Origin of the sequence: Actinoplanes sp. NPDC048796, from assembly GCF_040650035.1 — a bacterium.
Lineage (GTDB): Bacteria > Actinomycetota > Actinomycetes > Mycobacteriales > Micromonosporaceae > Actinoplanes.
Window position 1 is genome coordinate 974,683 of the sequence record NZ_JBEZGO010000003.1, and the last position, 14,124, is coordinate 988,806.

A 14,124-nucleotide genomic window follows, 5' to 3' on the forward strand; every position below is an offset into this window, starting at 1 on the left:
GGGGCGCGCTAGAGTTGAGTGGCTTACGCTCAAGTCTTGCCTCATCCAGGGGAGCGCATGAACGCCGAACGCCTCACCACCAAGAGCCGCGATGTCATCACGGGGGCGGTCGCCGACGCCGGACGGCGCGGGCACGCCACCGTGGAGCCGTGGCACATGCTGCTTTCGCTTCTCGACACCGGCGGTTCGACCGCGCCGGCCCTTCTGCGCGCGGTGGGGGCGAACCCCGCGGATGTCCGCCGGGTGGCGGCCCGCGCCCTCGAGCAGCTCCCGTCCGCGCGCGGCGCCAGCACGGCCGAGCCCAGCCTGTCGCGCGAGTTCGTCAACGCCATCGGCGAGGCCGAGCTGATCGCCCAGCCGCTCGGCGACGAGTATGTGTCGACCGAGCACCTGCTGGCCGGCCTGGCCCGCGTCGGCGGTGCCGTCGGCCGCGCGCTCAAGGACGTCGGCGCCACCGAGGAGGCCCTGGTCGCCGCGTTCCCGCAGGTCCGCGGCGGCGACCGGCGGGTGACGAACAACGACCCCGAGTCCACCTACAAGGCGCTGGAGAAATACAGCGTCGACCTGACCGCCCAGGCGCGCGAGGGCCGGATCGACCCGGTGATCGGCCGGGACACCGAGATCCGCCGCGTCGTGCAGGTGCTCTCCCGGCGTACCAAGAACAACCCCGTGCTGATCGGCGAGCCCGGCGTCGGCAAGACGGCCATCGTCGAGGGCCTGGCCCAGCGCATCGTGGCCGGCGACGTGCCCGAGACACTGCGCGACAAGAAACTGGTCTCGCTCGACCTCGGCGCGATGGTCGCCGGCGCGCAGTACCGCGGACAGTTCGAGGAGCGGCTCAAGAGCGTCCTCGAGGAGATCCGCAACTCCAACGGCCAGGTCGTCACCTTCCTCGACGAGCTGCACACCGTCGTCGGGGCCGGCAAGGGCGAGGGCTCGATGGACGCCGGCAACATGCTCAAGCCGATGCTGGCCCGCGGCGAGCTGCGCATGGTCGGCGCGACCACCCTCGACGAGTACCGCGAGCACATCGAGAAGGACCCGGCCCTCGAGCGGCGCTTCCAGCCGGTCGTGGTCGGCGAGCCCACCGTCGAGGACACCATCGGCATCCTGCGCGGGCTCAAGGGCCGGTACGAGGCGCACCACCGGGTGCAGATCACCGACGCCGCCCTGGTCGCGGCGGCTTCGCTGTCCGACCGCTACATCAGCGACCGCTTCCTGCCCGACAAGGCGATCGACCTGATCGACGAGGCCGCGTCCCGGCTCCGCATGGAGATCGACTCCCGGCCGGTCGAGCTCGACCAGCTTCAGCGCCAGGTCGACCGCATGCGGGTCGAGAAACTGGCCCTGGAGAAGGAGACCGACCCGGCCTCCCGCGACCGGCTCGGCCGCCTCGAGCGCGACCTGGCCGACCGCGAGGAGGAACTGACCGCGCTGAACGCCCGGTGGGAGCGCGAGCGCGGCGGCCTCAACCGGGTCGGCGAGCTGAAGAAGCGGCTCGACGAGACCAAGGCGTCGCAGGAGCGAGCCCAGCGCGACGGCAACCTGCTCGAGGCGTCGCGGCTGCTCTACGAGGTGATCCCGGCCCTGGAGAAGGAGCTGCGGGCCGCCTCCGAGGCCGACGAGCAGGAGGCCCACGCCGAGCCGCCGATGGTCAAGGAGGAGGTCGGCGCCGACGACATCGCCGAGGTCATCTCCTCGTGGACCGGCATCCCGGCCGGCCGGATGATGGAGGGCGAGACCGCCAAGCTCCTGCGCATGGAGGAGTCACTGCAGGCCAAGGTCATCGGCCAGCGCGAGGCCGTCGCGGCGGTGGCCGGAGCCGTACGCCGTGCGCGCGCCGGCATCGCCGACCCCGACCGCCCGACCGGCAGCTTCCTGTTCCTCGGCCCGACCGGCGTCGGCAAGACCGAGCTGGCCAAGGCCCTCGCCGGGTTCCTCTTCGACGACGAGCGGGCGATGGTCCGCATCGACATGAGCGAGTACGGCGAGAAGCACTCGGTGGCCCGGCTCGTCGGCGCCCCGCCCGGATACGTCGGATACGAGGAGGGCGGGCAGCTCACCGAGGCGGTGCGCCGCCGCCCGTACAGCGTGGTCCTGCTCGATGAAGTGGAAAAGGCCCATCCGGACGTCTTCGACGTGCTGTTGCAGGTGCTCGACGACGGCCGGCTCACGGACGGTCAGGGCCGTACGGTCGACTTCCGCAACGCGATCCTGGTGCTCACCTCCAACCTGGGGTCGCAGACGGCCGACTTCACGATGGGTGACGAGGAGCGGCGCGACGAGGTGCTTGCTGTCGTACGGGCCCACTTCAAGCCGGAGTTCCTCAACCGGCTCGACGACATCGTGGTGTTCCACGCGCTGACCAAGGACGACCTGGCCGCGATCGTCGACATCCAGCTCGGCCGGCTGCGGACCCGGCTGGCCGACCGGCGGCTGACGCTCGACGTGACCTCGCCGGCGGTCGAGTGGCTGGGCGAGCACGGGTACGACCCGATCTACGGCGCGCGGCCGCTGCGGCGGCTGGTGCAGTCGGCGATCGGCGACTCGCTGGCCAAGGCCCTGCTGGCCGGGGAGATCCTCGACGGTGACCGGGTGGTCGTCGACTTGCTCCCCGGCGGGGACGGCTTGACTGTCACACGCGGCTGAACTGTCAGACGCGGCTGAAAGAAAAAGGCCCCGGGGGCATCCCCGGGGCCTTTCGCTTAGTCGGTGGCCGTCCGTTGCCGGTAGGCCTGGGTCATCAGGACGTCGGTGACCAGTTGTTCTCCGCCCTCGGCCGGCCAGATACGGATGCCGTCGCGGTGGAGCTGATATCGCACGTCAGTGAATCGGGTCCGGGTGTCGTCATGGTGAACGACGTCCAGGGTGTCGGCGTGGGGCATGGGACTCACCGGTCCTTAACAGGTCTGGGGCGGCCGCGGTGTGGTCACGCGGCCGGCGTAACGGGACAGGTGCCCTAGGACGGTCTGCCTCGGCCCTCGTCTGGGGCGGGCGACTCGTCCGGGCAGGGGGCGTCGCGGGAGGTCTCTGCTGCCACGTCGGCGCCACGGATGGAAGTGTAGGGGGCCGGATCGACCCGTGTCGCCCCCTGAACGAGCGACCTATTTACGGATATTTCGTCCATCGTCGCCCGATGTTGCCACAGCTCCGCCGCTTGTGCTCCGCTGTCGCGAATATGGCGGCCGCCCGATACCGTGAGTGGATCAAGAATGGGGGGCATTGTGACCGTTCCGAGCTACCCGGCACCCATAGCAAGGCCGCGCCCGGTCATCGTGACGGTCGCGTCGTACCTTCTCTACCTGGTTGCCGCGATCCAAGTGATCAATGCGATCGCCACGTTCTCGGTGATGGGCCGCATGTCCGACGCGGTGCGTGACGCGTACGCGGGCACCGAGGCCGAGGGCACCGAAGGCGTGGTGGCCGGCATCTTCGTCTTCGGCGGGATCATCAACCTGCTGATCGGCGCCGGCTTCGCAGTACTGGCCATCTTCAACAACCGCGGAAAGAACCCGTCCCGCATCGTCACCTGGGTGATCGGCGGCATCGCGATCTGCTGCCTGGGCATCGGCCTGGGCGGAAACGCCCTGGTCAGTGCGACCGAGCAGGCGGGCAACAGCGGCTCGGCGACCTGGCAGGACGACGACATCGAGCAGCGGCTCAACGAGGCCCTGCCGTCCTGGTACACGCCGACCACGACGGCGCTGACCGTCATCGCGCTGCTGGCCGTACTGGCCACGGTGATCCTGCTGGCGCTGCCGGCGTCGAACGAGTTCTTCCGCAAGCAGCCGGCCGCGGGCTGGGACCCGTCGGTCGGATATCCGCCATACCCGGGCCAGCAGCCCGGCGGGCAGTACCCGATGTACGGACAGCAGAACCCGTACCCGCCGGGTTATCCGACGCCGCAGGGACAACCGGGGCAACCCGCTCCGGGGCTTCCGCCCTATCCCGGCTCGAATCCGCCGCCGCCGGCCTCCGACCCCTACGCTCAGCCGCCGGCGCCCCCGCCGGGTGGGGACCAGCCGTCGTGGGGGGCACCGCCGCCGCCGTGGGGCTCGCAGCCGAAGCCGACCGACCCGGACGGGACGGAACCACCCAAGCCGTGACGTCCCGCTGAACGGGTTCCGCACCGTTCGACGCTCCACGCGGGTAGGTTCGGGCCAACGGATCACCGCGGGGAGTCGTCGATGTCATACCCAGTCCAGCCGCTGCCGATCGCCGTGGCGCCGCCGCCCTCACCGTCGGGCCGGCCGCCCACGGTGTCGCTGGCCGCCGTCATACTCTGGGTGATGGCCGTGCTCGGCCTGATCTATGCGATCACGACGCTGGCCATCGTGCCCGGGACGATCCACCGCTTCCGCCAGGTCACCGACGGTCAGCTGCAGTCCTTCACCGGCGACAGCGACCTGGACTACTACGTGGCGGTGGTCTGGCTCGGCGCCGCGGTGGCCCTGGCCCTAGCCGTGATCATCTTCGCGCTGTACGTGGTGTTGGGCCTGGCCCTGCGCCGCGGAAGCAACGCCGCCCGGATAGCGACACTGGTGGTCTGCGTCCTGGGCATCCTGGCCGGCGCCGCGAGCGCCCTGACGGTGGCGGCCCAGCGAGGCGGCGACGCGGTGCCGGGCTCCCTCGGCACCCGGCTGACCGACGCGTACCCGGGCGGCTGGGTCGGCACGAACGCCGCACTGTCGGTCGCCCAGATCTTCGGTTACGCCATCGTCGGCATCCTGGTGCTGACGGCTCCCCGCGCGTTCTTCCGCAAGCCGGTCGCCGCGGCGGCCCCGAATGTGCCCCCGGGCGGCTATCCGCCGGCTTACGGCGCCCCCTACCCGGGCCATCCGGCGAGCTACGGCCAGCAATACGACACCGGTGCGTACGGTCCCGGGTCCCCTTACGCTTCAGGCCCTTCCAGCCCGTACGCCTCGGCGCCCTACGCGCCGTACCCTTCCGCGCCCGTCCCGTCCCACGGAAACGACGCCGATTCCCCGTACGCCCGCCCACCGGCCACACCCACCCCGGAAGGCCCAGCAGCTTCTCAGCCCGAGACCACCCCCACCCCCGGTGCGCCCTTCGTCACGCCCGCTGCGCCCGCGCCCGCCACGCCCGCGTCCGCCGGGCCTGCGTTCGCCGCGCCTGCGCCCGCCGCGCCTGTGCCCGCCGCGCCTGTGCCCGCCGCGCCTGTGCCCGCCGCGCCTGTGCCTGCTGCGTCGGTCTATGCCGCGCCTTCCGAGACCGCTCCCGCCACGTCTGCGCCGGGGATGCCCACGCCCGGTTCGGCCGTAACTGCCCCTTCGGCCGCTCCGGCGCCAGCCGGAGCCACGTCAGCACCCGCAGCGTCGGCGCCGGGCGAGACCCCGCCGGGCGAGACCCCGCCGGGCGGGAGCGCGCCTGCGGCTGCTGTGCCTACTCCGCCCACCGCCGCCGCACCGGTCATGCCCGCGTCGGCGTCTACCGCGTCTGGATCGTCGTCACGGCCGGGGGCTGACACGGCGGCGGCGACCACCGCGGCGGGCGTGGGGCAGACGCCCGGTGGCGCATCGTCCTCGGTTGCGGCGCCGGCTGCTTTCGGGGTGGGTGCTTCGTCCGTACCTGATCCGGGCGAGGCGTCCTCGCCCGCCGGTGAATCCGGGACTTCCGGTGAGGCGAGTGGGGCCGAGCCGGCGAAGCGTGCTGCCCCTTCGCCGTCGGATGATGAGTACTGGTCACGTCCGTCGGAGTAGTTACTCGCCAGTTACCCCCCTCGTTTTGAGGTGAGCCCCCTCATATTGATGGGTATGGGTCACCCGAACGGGTAGCTTTCTCATCCAGCGATGTCCCCCAATCGGCTGTCCGGATAGCGCTTGACCGGCCGGTCGGGGGGTGTTTTTCGCTACATGGGTAAACGTCCGATCGCACGATTCACAGCACCTTCTCAGCACCTCGTCCGGGTGATCTGCCGGCCGTGGCCCCTGTGACCCAGGACATAGGGGCTTTGAGCTGCGTCGATGTTCTCCGGATGGGGCGAAAGGGACTTGGCCAACAGTAAGGTTTGTTTATAGAGAGACCCAATGTTGTGCGTCAATAGTTCCCTTCGACACTGCCGGGGCGAAAGGTTCCAGTTTCGTTCCAGCCAGTACGCTCGATACATGCAAGCACGCCACGACCTGCGTAAATTCATCACTGAATTGCCCGTCGCAGAGCGTGGTGCCGTGCTTTCATCGGGTCGTGAACTTCCGGCATCCGGCCGCCCGGTCCGGGAGATCGCACACGGTGTTGGGATGACGACGGCGAGGTGTGTGCGGACCTTGCTCAAATCGGATCAGTCACCGGAAACAGATCGACGAATTGACAATGTGGGGCGTCTCACTCCCGGGGCGGGGATCGAGACCTCGACACAGATGGACAGCGACCAGACGGCGGCTGAGGCGTTGCAGGAGGCAGAGACCGCGTTCGGTGGCGGGGTAAAGGTTGATCGGGAGTTCGGGTTACCGGCCATCCTGGATCGACCGACCCGGCGATCGATGTCGGCCTTACGGCCTCGAAGTTAGGCGGTTCGTTCCTGCACTCATGCAGGAGAATCGATGCAGTTGGTGGAAGGATGGAGATCGTGGGAACTGCGTTGGCGGAAATGACAATGCCTCAGATCTCGCCGCTTGCCGGCGAGCCAATTGAACGTGCCGACGCCGAGCGGCTGGCCGGGGTGCTCAAGGCACTGGCCGACCCGGCCCGGCTTCGGCTGCTGAGCCTCATTCAGTCCGCGACGGACGGTGAGGCCTGCGTGTGCGACCTGACCGCTCCGCTCGGTCTGTCTCAGCCGACGGTGAGCCATCACCTTCGGATCCTTACGGAGGCCGGCCTGCTCGAGCGTGAGAAGCGGGGTGTGTGGGCGTACTACCGGCTCGTGCCGACCGCCATCGCGACCATCGCCGATCTTCTGACCCCGCCGCGCAAGCGGGCCACGAAGAAGGCGCGCTGACCGCTTTCGGGACTCGCCTGGCGTCACCGGCATCACGTGGGGCGTGACGCCAGGCCGAAATCCTTCTCCGCCTCAAGTCCACCCCCAGGACCCGAGGAGTAACGGGTGAACTACGTCCACGGCGATCTGCGCGATCAGCTCGCGTTCGTGGGTTTCGACGTCATCCAGGCCGGCCTGGTGGCCGGCTCCGGCGGCAACCTGTCCGCGCGTATCCCCGACGAGGACGCCATCTGGGTCACCGCCAGTGGCTCCTGGCTGGGCCGTCTCAGCCGTACGACCTTCGCCGCCGTCCGCGTGTCGGACGGCTCACCCGCGACGGTCGGCAACATGCCGCCGCCGCAGTGCGAGCCGACCAGCGAACTGGCGTTGCACCTCGCGTTGTACCGGGCGCGTCCCGACGTCAACGCCATCATCCATCTACATCCGCAGACAGCTCTGCTGCTCGACGCCCTGGGCGAGCACATCCGGATCGTCACCACGGACCACGCCTACTACCTGAGGCGCGTCTCCACGGTGCCGTTCCGCCTGCCCGGAACGATCGAGTTGGCCTCGTTGACGGCCGCCATGGCCGCCGACGGCACCGACTGCCTGGTCCTGAGCCAGCACGGCTGCGTGGTCCTGGGCGATTCGGTCGAGCTGGCCCACAAACGGGCCCGCAACCTCGAGGAGGCCGCGCAGCTCACCTACCGGGCCTTGGCCGCCGGCCGCCTGGAAAACCTGCGCGACTGCCCCGAGGAGTTCCTCAGCCGTCTCTCCGGTTCCACCGCCCTCTCCGTCTGACCGGCCCGACCCTCCCACGAGATCCCGCCACCGGCCCGCGCCCACCGCGGTCCAGCCCAGCGAGTCCCGTCCAGGAGCCCGCCGCCCTCCGGGCTTCCCCAAAGGCGCGCCCAGCGCCACGAAGTTCCGCACAAGCAAAGCCGCCCGTCCCTTTCGGGCGGCTTTCGCTTTTCCCGTACGCCCACACAGCCACCCACCCGCAAACCCCCACCCCCAACGGCCTTGCGCCTCGGCCGCCGCCCAGCGCCCGACCCACCAGCTCCCGCCGCAGCCTCCGCACCCGGCCTCCCAAGCCGGCTGGCTTTCCCGCCAGCCGGCTTCTGCTGATCGGCTGCCTCTGCGATCGGCTGTCTCCGCCGGTCGTTCTCGTTGTCTGCGTCCGGCCGGACCGTTTCCCGCTGTCCGCGTTCCGGTCAAGCCGCCTCCGCTGTCCGCGTTCCGGTCGAGCCACCTCCGTTGTCCGCGTTCTGGCCGACCGTGTCCCGCTGTCCGCGTTCTGGCCGACCGTGTCCCGCTGTCCGCGTTCTGGCCGACCGTGTCCCGCTGTCCGCGTTCTGGTCGGGCCGTTTGCCGCTCTGACCGCGTTCTGGTCGCCGCGACTTGCTGCCGGCGAGTGGAGAGGGAGTCGTGGGGAAGGAAGGCTGCCGGCGTGTCGGGATTGAGGGAGGGAAGCATTCCGGCCGTGCGGGAGTGAGGGAGAAGGCTGGCCGAGCCTGTTGGGGATGCGAGAGGTCGTCCGCGGCCGGGGAGTCAGCGAGGAAGGCCGCCCTGGCCGGTGGGGTAAGGCAGCCCGGCCGGTGGTGAGTGGAAGGAAGGCTGGCCGGGCTGGTGGGGAGTAAGGCCGAGCCGGGCTGGTGCGGAGTAAGGCCGAGCCGGGCCGGTGGGGAGTGAGGCTGGCCGGGCTGGTGGGGAGTAAGGCCGAGCCGGGCTGGTGGGGAGTATGGCCGAGCCGGGCTGGTGCGGAGTAAGACGAGCCGGGCCGGTGGGAAGTAAGGCCGAGCCGGGCCGGTGAGGAGCGGGGAAGGGAGGGTGTCCGGCGGTTGGCGAAGATGACAAGGACGCCGGACGGTGGGGAAGGGAGAAACGCTGCCGGACGGGGCGAAAGGGGAGGAACGCTGCCGGACGGCGGAAAGGCGAGGAACGCCGTCCGATGGTGCGGAAGGAACGTCGCTGGGTGGTTGGGGCGGCTGTGCGTGGGGTGGCCCAACGAAAAAACGCCGCCCCGAGGGGCGGCGTCTTTTGTGGACTTGGGTGGTTAGTTGCGGCGGTGGGAGCGGGGCGGGTAGCGGTCGTCGTTGTCGTCCTCTTCGCGGGCGGCGTCGACCAGGCCGGCGATGCTTGCGGCGGCGACGACTCCTATGGCGGCTGAGGGCTCCGGGTCCGTGGTGCCGCCGTTCTTCTTGTGGCGGCGCTCGCGCAGGATCTCGATGAAGATCGGGAGCAGCGAGATCAGGACGATGATGGCGACGACCGGCAGGATGTAGCGGTCGATGTGGTCGCCGACGGCGTCGTAGATCTGCTGGGCCAGCGTGTGGCCGATGATGATGATGCCGTCGGTCCAGAGGACGGCGCCGATCACGTTCCAGATGAAGAACTTCCGGGCCGGCATGCCGAGCGTGCCCGCCACCGGGTTGAGGAAGGTACGCACGATCGGGATGAAGCGGGCCAGCACGACGGCTTTGGCAGGGCCGAACTTCTCGAAGTAGTACTCCGCCTTCTGGACGTACTCCTTCTTGAAGAGCTTGGAGTCCGGTTTGTCGAACATCCGCCGCCCGTACCGGGCGCCGAGCCAGTGGCCGAACTGGGCGCCGACGATGGCGCAGATCGGCGCGCCGATCAGCAGGCCGACGTAGGACAGCTGCGTGCCGTCACCGAACATCGAGTCGGCCACGGGCGAGGCGGCCACGCCGGCCAGGAAGAGAAGCGAGTCGCCCGGGAAGAAGAACCCGACCAGCAGGCCTGTCTCGGCGAACATGATCGCCCACACACCGTACAGACCAAGGGTGTGAATCAGGTCCGTCGGATCCGTCGGATTGAAGGCGAGCTGCTCGCTGAGCGCACGGATGTCCACGAGGAGCCAGGGTACCGGCACTCGCCCATGTGAAACCTGTCCACTTCCTGTGGAATGCCTTTCCCGGCCGAACGACCGCCCCGCTCGCCCGAATGGCCAGGTGAGCAGGGCGGCGCCGGTCACAGCCGCGGGTCGACGGGCTCCGACTCCGAGGCGAGGATGGCGAAGACCAGCTCGTGGACGCGCCACAGCGGCTCGCCGGCCGCGACCCGGTCGAGGGCGGCCAGGCCGAGGCCGTGCTCGCGCAGGGCCAGGTTGCGCTTGCGTCCCAGGTTGCGGCGGCGCAGGCGGGCGAGCTGCTCGGGCCGGGTGTACTCCGGGCCGTAGATGATGCGCAGGTACTCGCGGCCGCGGCATTTCACGCCGGGCTGGACCAGCCGTCCTTTCGCCTCGGTGGCGGTCAGGCCCGACCACGGCTTGACCACCATGCCCTCGCCCCCGGCGGCGGTCAGCGCCAGCCACCACTCGGTGGCCTCGGCCTCGGACGCCGGGTCGGCCAGGTCGACGGCGACCCGGCGGGTCGGGGTGAACAGGGCCGGGTCGGCCGCCACCAACCGGTCGGCGAGGCCCAGGTGCCAGCCGTGGTCACGACTCGCGTACGAGACGCCGTCGCCGGCCAGCACCGCGAACGGCGCCAGCGTCACCCCGGTGAGGCCGTCGGTCGGCTTCACGTATGAGCGGTAGGCCGCCGAATATCCGCTGATCTCCGCCGATCGCAGTTCCAGCCGCTCGCGCAGCGCCGTCACGTCCAGTCCGCGTGCCGCCGTCCCGGCGAGCACGTCCAGTGCGGCCGGCAGGGCGGCCCGTCCCGCCGCTCCGACCCCCGCGTACCGCTCCCGGATCAGGCCGGCCGCCTTCGCCGACCACGGCAGCAGTTCCGCGTCGATCAGCAGCCAGTCGCGGCCGAGCTCGTCGAAGAGGCCGGCCGCCGCGGCCCGGACCTTGGCCAGCAGCGGCCCGTCCAGCTCGGGGCCGAAGAACGGCCGCCCGGTCCGGGTCCAGATGGCGTCGCCGTCGCCGAGCCGGGACACGCGGACGACCGCGCGGGAGCCCATGTGCTTCTCCTCGCACACGACCTTGTCCACGCCGGCGGCGCGCATGTCGGCGAAGGCGGTGGCCGGATGTTCCAGATATCCGTCGAGCTCCGACGTCGAGCACGGCGCCATGGTCGGCGGCAGCCAGATCAGCGTGGCCGGGTCGAGCGCGAACCGGCTCATCACCTCGAGCGCGGCGGCCGCGTTCTCGGCGGCGATGGTGGCTCGCCCGTACCCGTATTCGAGGTGTCGCCGTCCGGTCACGTCGGTGATCTCCAGCCCTTCGTCGGGCCGGGTCGCCGGGAGCAGCGGGCGTACGGGCGCGTAGTGCTCCCGCTCGGCCGGCACCGCGACGAGTTCGCGCGACGGCCAGCGCAGCGCGGTCAGCGCCCCGCCGAACACGCAGCCGGTGTCGAGGCAGATGGTGTTGTTCACCCACTCCGGTTTCGGTGTCGGGGTGTGCCCGTAGACGACCGCGGCCGAGCCCCGGTAGTCGCGGGCCCACGGGTACCGGACCGGCAGCCCGTACTCGTCGGTCTCGCCGGTGGTTTCCCCGTACAGCGCGAAGCTGCGCACCCGCCCGGACGCGCGGCCCTGGTACGCCTCCTTGAGGCCGGCGTGCGCGACCACCAGCTTGCCGCCGTCGAGCACGTAGTGGCTGACCAGGCCCTCGATGAACGTCTTGGCCTCGGCCACGAACTCCGCCGGCTCGGCCGACAGCTGCTCGAGTGTCTCGGGCAGGCCGTGTGTCAGCTGGACCTGGCGGCCGTTGAGCTTGCGGGCGAGTTTCTGCTCGTGGTTGCCGGGCACGCAGAGCGCCGTGCCGGCCGCGACCATGCCCATCACCAGGCGCAGCACGCCCGGCGAGTCGGGGCCGCGGTCGACCAGGTCACCGACGAAGACGGCCGTACGGCCCTCGGGGTGGGCCGCGCCGACCGGCCGGCCCTGGGCGTCGCGGGTCAGGGCGTAGCCGAGCCGTTCGAGCAGCGTCTCGAGCTCGGAGCGGCAGCCGTGCACGTCGCCGATGATGTCGAACGGCCCGGTGAGCTCGCGCTTGTCGTTGAACAGCTTCTCGTAGCGGATCGAGGCGGCGGCGATCTCGTCCGGGCCGCGCAGCACGTGCACCTTGCGGAAGCCCTCGCGGGTCAGCGAGCCGAGGCTGCGTCGCAGGTCGCGGTGCATGCGGCTGAGGACGCGACGGTCGAAGGTACGGTCCGGGCGGGCCTGGGTGCGTTCCCAGGCCAGCGCCTCGGGCACGTCGAGGACGATCGCCACCGGCAGCACGTCGTGTTCCTTGGCCACGCGGACCAACTCGGCCCGGCCGTGCGGCTGGAGGTTGGTGGCGTCGACGACGGTGAGCCGCCCGGCGGTCAGCCGCTTGCCGGCGATGTAGTGCAGGGCGTCGAAGGCCTCGGCCGAGGCGGACTGGTCGTTCTCGTCGTCGGCCACCAGGCCGCGGAAGAAGTCGGACGAGAGCACCTGGGTGGGGCGGAAGTGCGTACGCGCGAAGGTCGATTTGCCCGAGCCGGAGATGCCGACCAGCGCGACGAGCGCGAGCTCCGGAATGTCGATCATGCGGTCACCTCCGTGAAAAGAGCGAGCTGGGTGGGCGATCCGGTAGCTTCGTCGAGTTCGCCGACTGTCCTGAATGTCACGTTGTATCCATATGTGTGCGCTGTCCGTGTCGCCCAGCCCTGGAACTCGGCCCGCGTCCACTCGAAGCGATGGTCCGAGTGCCGCATGCCGGTCAGCCCCTCGTAATTGACGTTGTACTCGCCGTTGGGCGTGGTCACGACGACGGCGCCGGGACGCGCGTGACCGAACACGCTCGCCTCCAGGGCCGGCAGCCGGGGCAGGTCGAGATGTTCGATGACCTCCATCAGTACGGCCGCGTCGTAGCCGCGCAGCCGGTCGTCCCGGTAGGTCAGCGCCGACTGCCACAGCTTGAGCCGGCCCCGCTGCCGCTCGGGCAGGCGGTCGAGGCGCAGCTTGCGGGCGGCGATCTCCAGCGCCCGGGCCGACACGTCGGTGCCGACGACCTCGGTGTACCGCCGGTCCTTCATCAGGGCCCCCAGCAGTGCGCCACCGCCACAACCGAGGTCCAGTACGCGCGTCGCGCCGACCTCGGTGAGCGCCGCCAGCACGGCGTCGCGGCGCTGCTCGGCCAGCGACTGACGGCGTACGACCGGAAGCTCGGCCTCCTCCTCGGCCGGCGGCTCCTCGGCCTCCTCGCCCTCGAGCGACTGGAGCGCGGTCGTGGTCAGCGCCCGCTTGTGGGCCAGGTAGCGGCGGGCGATCAGCACCTTGTCCGGATGGCCGGCGAGCCAGCCCTCGCCGGAGCGCAGCAGCTTCTCGATCTCGTCGGGCGCCACCCAGTAGTGCTTGGCGTCGTCGAGGACGGGCAACAGGACGTACAGATGATTGAGAGCCGCGGAAAGCGTGAGCGACCCGCGCAGGGCGAGATCGACGTAGCGGCTGTCGCCGCCGATCTCCGGCTCGAACGGGATCGCGGTGGCCTCGACCTCCCAGCCGAGCGGCGCGAACAGGCGCGTGGCCAGCTCGGTTGTGCCCCGCAGCACCGGCACCCGGATCTCCAGCGGCAGGGGAGTGGCGGCCAGCTCGGGACGGTCCTTGGACGCGCCGCGCAGGGCGGAGCGGAAGACCTTGGACAGGGCGCTGGCCAGCAGGCTGGAGGCCGCGTACGGCCGGTCGTTGACGAACTGGCTCAGCTCGAAGGCGTCCCGCTGAGCCCGCAGCCGCTGCGGGTCGACGTCCAGCATCAGCGCGGCCGTGCACCGCTCGTCGCTCACCTCGGGATACATGACGTACGCGGTACCGGTCGGCACGTCGAACGTATGCACCTTGTCAGGGTGTTTGACCAGCAGATATCCGAGATCGGTGGCGGGGCGATGAGTGGTCGTGACGGTCAGCAGCACGCCAGTAATGATGAGCCGCCGAGATGATCACGGGCGAACCATTAATTCAGCGGTACTCGTCCTCCAGCCGTACCGACCGGCTCTGCTCCTGGGCGTCCCACTCGGGCGTCTCGTCGCCCAGAGCCGGCGCCGGGTCGTCGCCGTCGTCGTCGAGGAAGGCGTCGGCCGCCTGCTCCGCGGCGTCAGCCTCGGGCGCTTCGAGGTCGTCGCTGCCTGGGTACGTCATCACGAGCTTCCCTCCGTCGACATCCGGCCCATCTTTCCCCCACAGCATGCGCGCAAACGGCGCGTTTACGGGGTCATTTCTGATCGGGTGAGCGGCTACGGAATACTGCCTGTTGGAGGACA

Annotated in this window: 10 protein-coding genes; 5 read left to right on the forward strand and 5 right to left on the reverse strand. The window is 70.3% G+C overall.

Annotated features, from left to right (window positions below; genetic code table 11):
* The first annotated feature begins 57 nt into the window (after nucleotides 1-57).
* Nucleotides 58-2,649, forward strand: a complete 2,592-nt coding sequence (clpB, locus tag AB0C26_RS18230) for an ATP-dependent chaperone ClpB (RefSeq protein WP_360248120.1) — start codon at nucleotides 58-60, stop codon at nucleotides 2,647-2,649.
* Between the two features lie 56 nt (nucleotides 2,650-2,705).
* On the opposite strand, the gene AB0C26_RS18235 is transcribed toward clpB, so the two are convergent.
* A complete protein-coding gene (locus tag AB0C26_RS18235) occupies nucleotides 2,706-2,885 on the reverse strand; it encodes a hypothetical protein (RefSeq protein ID WP_360248122.1) in 180 nt (59 codons plus the stop codon).
* Between the two features lie 327 nt (nucleotides 2,886-3,212).
* Between AB0C26_RS18235 and AB0C26_RS18240 the strand changes: the two genes are divergently transcribed.
* The 4 genes from AB0C26_RS18240 (at nucleotide 3,213) to AB0C26_RS18255 (ending at nucleotide 7,735) form a co-directional block, all read left to right on the forward strand.
* The gene (locus tag AB0C26_RS18240; protein ID WP_360248124.1) at nucleotides 3,213-4,106 is read left to right on the forward strand and encodes a hypothetical protein; all 894 of its coding nucleotides are present in this window, start codon (nucleotides 3,213-3,215) and stop codon (nucleotides 4,104-4,106) included.
* Between the two features lie 81 nt (nucleotides 4,107-4,187).
* Nucleotides 4,188-5,720 carry a hypothetical protein gene (locus AB0C26_RS18245; protein ID WP_360248126.1) on the forward strand — a complete coding sequence of 511 codons (1,533 nt, stop codon included), beginning with the start codon at nucleotides 4,188-4,190 and terminating at the stop codon, nucleotides 5,718-5,720.
* 857 nt (nucleotides 5,721-6,577) lie between these two features.
* Nucleotides 6,578-6,955: a helix-turn-helix transcriptional regulator gene (locus AB0C26_RS18250; RefSeq protein ID WP_014440216.1), complete on the forward strand. Its 378-nt coding sequence runs from the start codon at nucleotides 6,578-6,580 to the stop codon at nucleotides 6,953-6,955.
* A gap of 105 nt (nucleotides 6,956-7,060) precedes the next feature.
* Entirely contained in the window at nucleotides 7,061-7,735 is a 675-nt protein-coding gene (locus AB0C26_RS18255; RefSeq protein WP_360248128.1) for a class II aldolase/adducin family protein, read from the forward strand.
* A 1,255-nt stretch (nucleotides 7,736-8,990) separates the two neighbouring features.
* Here the strand turns inward: AB0C26_RS18255 and AB0C26_RS18260 are convergent.
* The 4 genes from AB0C26_RS18260 to AB0C26_RS18275 all read right to left on the reverse strand — a co-directional run bounded on the left by AB0C26_RS18260 (nucleotide 8,991) and on the right by AB0C26_RS18275 (nucleotide 14,002).
* On the reverse strand, nucleotides 8,991-9,806 hold the full coding sequence (locus AB0C26_RS18260) for a DedA family protein (protein WP_360248130.1): 816 nt from the start codon (nucleotides 9,804-9,806) through the stop codon (nucleotides 8,991-8,993).
* A gap of 119 nt (nucleotides 9,807-9,925) precedes the next feature.
* A complete protein-coding gene (locus tag AB0C26_RS18265) occupies nucleotides 9,926-12,415 on the reverse strand; it encodes a polynucleotide kinase-phosphatase (RefSeq protein ID WP_360248132.1) in 2,490 nt (829 codons plus the stop codon).
* Nucleotides 12,412-13,776: a 3' terminal RNA ribose 2'-O-methyltransferase Hen1 gene (locus tag AB0C26_RS18270; RefSeq protein ID WP_360248134.1), complete on the reverse strand. Its 1,365-nt coding sequence runs from the start codon at nucleotides 13,774-13,776 to the stop codon at nucleotides 12,412-12,414. Before AB0C26_RS18270 ends, AB0C26_RS18265 begins: the two co-directional genes overlap by 4 nt.
* Nucleotides 13,777-13,822: 46 nt before the next feature.
* Nucleotides 13,823-14,002 (reverse strand): hypothetical protein, encoded by a 180-nt coding sequence (locus AB0C26_RS18275; protein WP_360248341.1) that lies wholly within the window; start codon nucleotides 14,000-14,002, stop codon nucleotides 13,823-13,825.
* Between the last annotated feature and the right edge of the window lie 122 nt (nucleotides 14,003-14,124).